3 protein-coding genes are annotated in these 3,856 nt (G+C 29.2%); all 3 read left to right on the forward strand.

Annotated features, from left to right (window positions below; translation table 11 throughout):
- The first annotated feature begins 156 nt into the window (after positions 1-156).
- On the forward strand, positions 157-1,035 hold the full coding sequence (locus ES044_RS17945) for a TraB/GumN family protein (protein ID WP_147187458.1): 879 nt from the start codon (positions 157-159) through the stop codon (positions 1,033-1,035).
- A 155-nt stretch (positions 1,036-1,190) separates the two neighbouring features.
- Positions 1,191-1,715 (forward strand): hypothetical protein, encoded by a 525-nt coding sequence (locus ES044_RS17950; protein WP_147187459.1) that lies wholly within the window; start codon positions 1,191-1,193, stop codon positions 1,713-1,715.
- Positions 1,716-1,748: 33 nt separating this feature from the next.
- On the forward strand, positions 1,749-2,051 hold the full coding sequence (locus ES044_RS17955) for a hypothetical protein (protein WP_147187460.1): 303 nt from the start codon (positions 1,749-1,751) through the stop codon (positions 2,049-2,051).
- Positions 2,052-3,856 lie beyond the last annotated feature (1,805 nt).

The raw sequence follows: 3,856 nt of genomic DNA on the forward strand, positions 1-3,856 counted from the left end.
CGTTTGATGATTTGTTTTAATCCACTATTTTTATAAAAAATTAAATGGATATAAAGAGACTAAACCTCTGCATATCCTGACAATATTTAAGAAGATGCGGATAAAAGGTCGGCATATAAACAAGTTGGCAACAAGCAAAAGAACACATCGAAAACAATGAAAAATAAATTAATTTTAATAATATTTCTGGCAATTTCAAACTTCGTAATAGGACAGAATACAATTTTATGGAAAATATCTGACACAATAAATAATAAGACTTCTTACATTGTTGGAACTTTTCATCAATTTGGAAACTCTTTTGTAGATTCAATTCCAGAAATCAAAAAAGTTCTTTTGAGTTCTGACCTTGCTGTTTTTGAATCAATCGACAATGTTGAGACTACTCGAGAAATTATTCAACAGCGAAAATCGTCACTCGAAATTGAAAAAAGATTGAAGAAAAAAGACCTTAAAAAACTTAAAGTAATTGCGAAAGATTGGAAAGTTAATTTATATAAACTAAAACCATTGGAAATTAGATGGAAACTACAACAAGAATTTCAAAGAAGTAAATGTAAAACGACGAAACCAACTGATAAATTTGACCATTTTGACAATTACTTACAACATCTTGCAGAAGAAAATAAAGTTGAGATTTTGGGATTAGAAACAGATAGTTTACAACTAAGTTTGATCGAAAAAGAATACAAAAATCCTAACTGGAAAAAAGAAAGAAAAAATATTAGTGCTTGGGTAAACCAAATGATAACTGACGAACCTAATATGAATAATTGCCGACTTGCAAATAAGTATAGAGAATTCGATTTAGAATATGAATTTGAAAAAGAATGCGAAAATGATATTCTAATTCTTCAACGAAATAATGAATGGATGAAAATTATTCCAAATTTATTGAGGAAACAAAATACATTTATTGCTGTCGGATATTTTCATTTAAGAAAAAAATGTGGAATTTTAGAACAATTAAAGGAAAATGGATTTAGAATTGAACCGATAGAAATAAAGCCAGTTGCCAACACCGTGTATAATTAATTGCTTGGTTCTCGCCTACTTACGAAAATCCTCGCCGATTTTCTATTCGGTTTTTATTTACCAACTTTCGTGCTTAATCGGCGCAACTAATCATACACATAAACGTTGGCATACATTAAGAGGAAATATAAAATGACAGGTAGAAAATAATAAAAATGAAAAAATACTTTTGGTTTTGGAATATTGACTACAAGAGACACAATCTTATTGTGATGTTGTCTAAAAACAGAACATCAAAAGAGTTAAGAATTAATTTACTTGAAAAAACAGGATTTTCTTTTGAAAATGTTTGTAAAAAATTAAAATGCAATAGAAAAGAATTACATGAAATTACTTCTGAATTATACGAAAACCAAGAAATTTTATACACAAATATAGAGTTAAAAGGACTATACGGAACAAGGAAAGCAATTGAAGCTGATACTAATAATAAATATAAAAAAAGGTACTACGATTTATGGCTAAATGTAGGTAGAAACATTAGTCAAATACTAATTCCAATACTTGCTTTAACAATTACTATTTTAGTAATTGTAGAAGATAATCAGTCCACAAATATAAAGATACAGGAATTGAGATTAGAAGTATTAAACATATTGAAACAAAAAGAAATGCTTGAAAATCCATCCAAAAAAAATCATCCCATAAAAAAGGAAACCGACACTTTAAACAAGAAATAAATTTTTTAAACATAATAACTAAAATAAAACGCTATGAAAAACAAACTAAACAGTTCTGAAAAAGAAGAATTGAAAATACAGAAGTTTACCAATATCTACAAAAATAAAGATTTTGGAAAAATAATTGAATCAACTAGCAAAATACAAACAAGCGACATTTCATCTTACGAACACACATTACTTGACATTATAATGGGTGGAATTTCCGAAAAATTATCTGTTGGCATGTTAGCTTCAAGACAAATTGTTTTACAACGATTGGTTAACGCAGATTCTCCTGCTAAAAATGAACTTAATGAGTATTTACAAAAAGTTTTAGTTCTTTTAGAAAGGTAATAGTTTTTGTTTTTTCTTTATCTACTTGATCAACAGGAACAAGTGAATTAGATTGACATATAATTTTATTATATTCAATTCGAGTAATTAAATTTGGAATTAAATCTTTTATTTCATTTGATAAACAATGAATATAATGTGCTAATTTATCGGAATCTGACATAATTTGAATATAAATACGTATTAATTAAAACGTACGCCAACACCATATAAAATTAATTTGCTGGTTTTAGCATACTTATGAAAGTTCGTGTCGCCTTTCTTTTTTGCATTGTTTAATTAGTTATTAGTATGTTACGCAAACTAATTTTATACAAACACGTTATGTTTCATTGCTCGGGAAAATCTAAAGGCTAACTAAAGTTGAATGAAAAACAAGAATTTAAACTATATAACATCTGAATTCTTGCCAGCATGTTGAATAGAAAATCTCTGCGGAATTTGAAACCGTTTATGAAAACTGAATTGCATGCTGAACAGTCTCTCGCTAATTATCAATCAAACGGAATTTAGCAAAGTGCGGAATTGAGAATCTGCCGGAAGTAAAACGTGTGAAATTACTCAAACTTTAAAAAGCGGAATTTGTTCGGAAAGTTTTCATAAATTAGTGTTTTAAAATTGACAATGCAAGAATTTACAAAATTGCGGAAAAGTTGAAAGCGGAATCAAAACGTGCTTACTCAAGTGTCTCGCAACAAAACATAACACAATATAAAAAAAATTGCTAAATTAGTGCTTTAGCAAAGTTTATTGCTTTTTTACCAACTTCTGAATTTCCGTAGGAAATTCCTCGTTGTCAAAAAACGCAACTATTTTTATACGCAAACGTTACCAAAAATTGCTCACTCACTCAAACGGAGGAAAAAATAGCGAATTAAAAGCTGAAAAACGAAATTTAAAATTGTGGAACACTCTCTCGCAAATCGGAATTTTTCCAAAATTGTGGATTTTATAAAAGCGTGAAAAATCACTCAAACTCTGAAACCAAAATTGCGGAGTTATCACTCAAATGTTGAATTAAGAAAGTTTGCGGAATTTAGCAAAATGCGGAGAATCAGAATGGCGGAATTTTCACTCAAAAAATAAATAAAAAAGTTGCGGAATTATTACTCAAACGTGTAAAATATAATTGCGGAATATTCACTCACTTGTAAAATTAGAAAAAACCGAAATCATAGATAAAAAATCGCAACTTTTGGTAACACCGTGTATAAAAAATTGCTAATTTAGTGCCTAACCAAAAGCAGTTGCATTTTTATGTACTTCAATTTTCCTTCGGAAAATCCTCGCACACAAAAACGCAACTTTCCATACACAACAACGTTATGTTTCATTGCTCGGGAAAATCTAAAGGCTAACTAAAGTTGAATGAAAAACAAGAATTTAAACCATAAAACATCTGAATTCTTGCCAGCATGTTGAATAGAAAATCTCTGCGGAATTTAAAACCGTTTATGAAAACTGAATTGCATGCTGAACAGTCTCTCGCTAATTACCAATCAAACGGGATTTAGCAAAGAGCGGAATTGAGAATCTCCCGGAAGTAAAACGTGTGAAATTACTCAAACTTTAAAAAGCGGATTTTTTTCGTGAAATTTTCATAAATTAGTGTTTTAAAATTGACAATGCAGGAATTTACAAAATTGCGGAAAAATTGAAAACGGCATCAAAACGTGCTTACTCAAGTGTCTCGCAACAAAACATAACACAATATAAAAAAAATTGCTAAATTAGTGCTTTAGCAAAGTTTATTGCTTTTTTACCAACTTCTGAATTTCCGTAGGAAATTCCTCGTTGTCAAAAAA

This window comes from Polaribacter sp. IC066 (assembly GCF_007997085.1).
GTDB lineage: Bacteria > Bacteroidota > Bacteroidia > Flavobacteriales > Flavobacteriaceae > Polaribacter.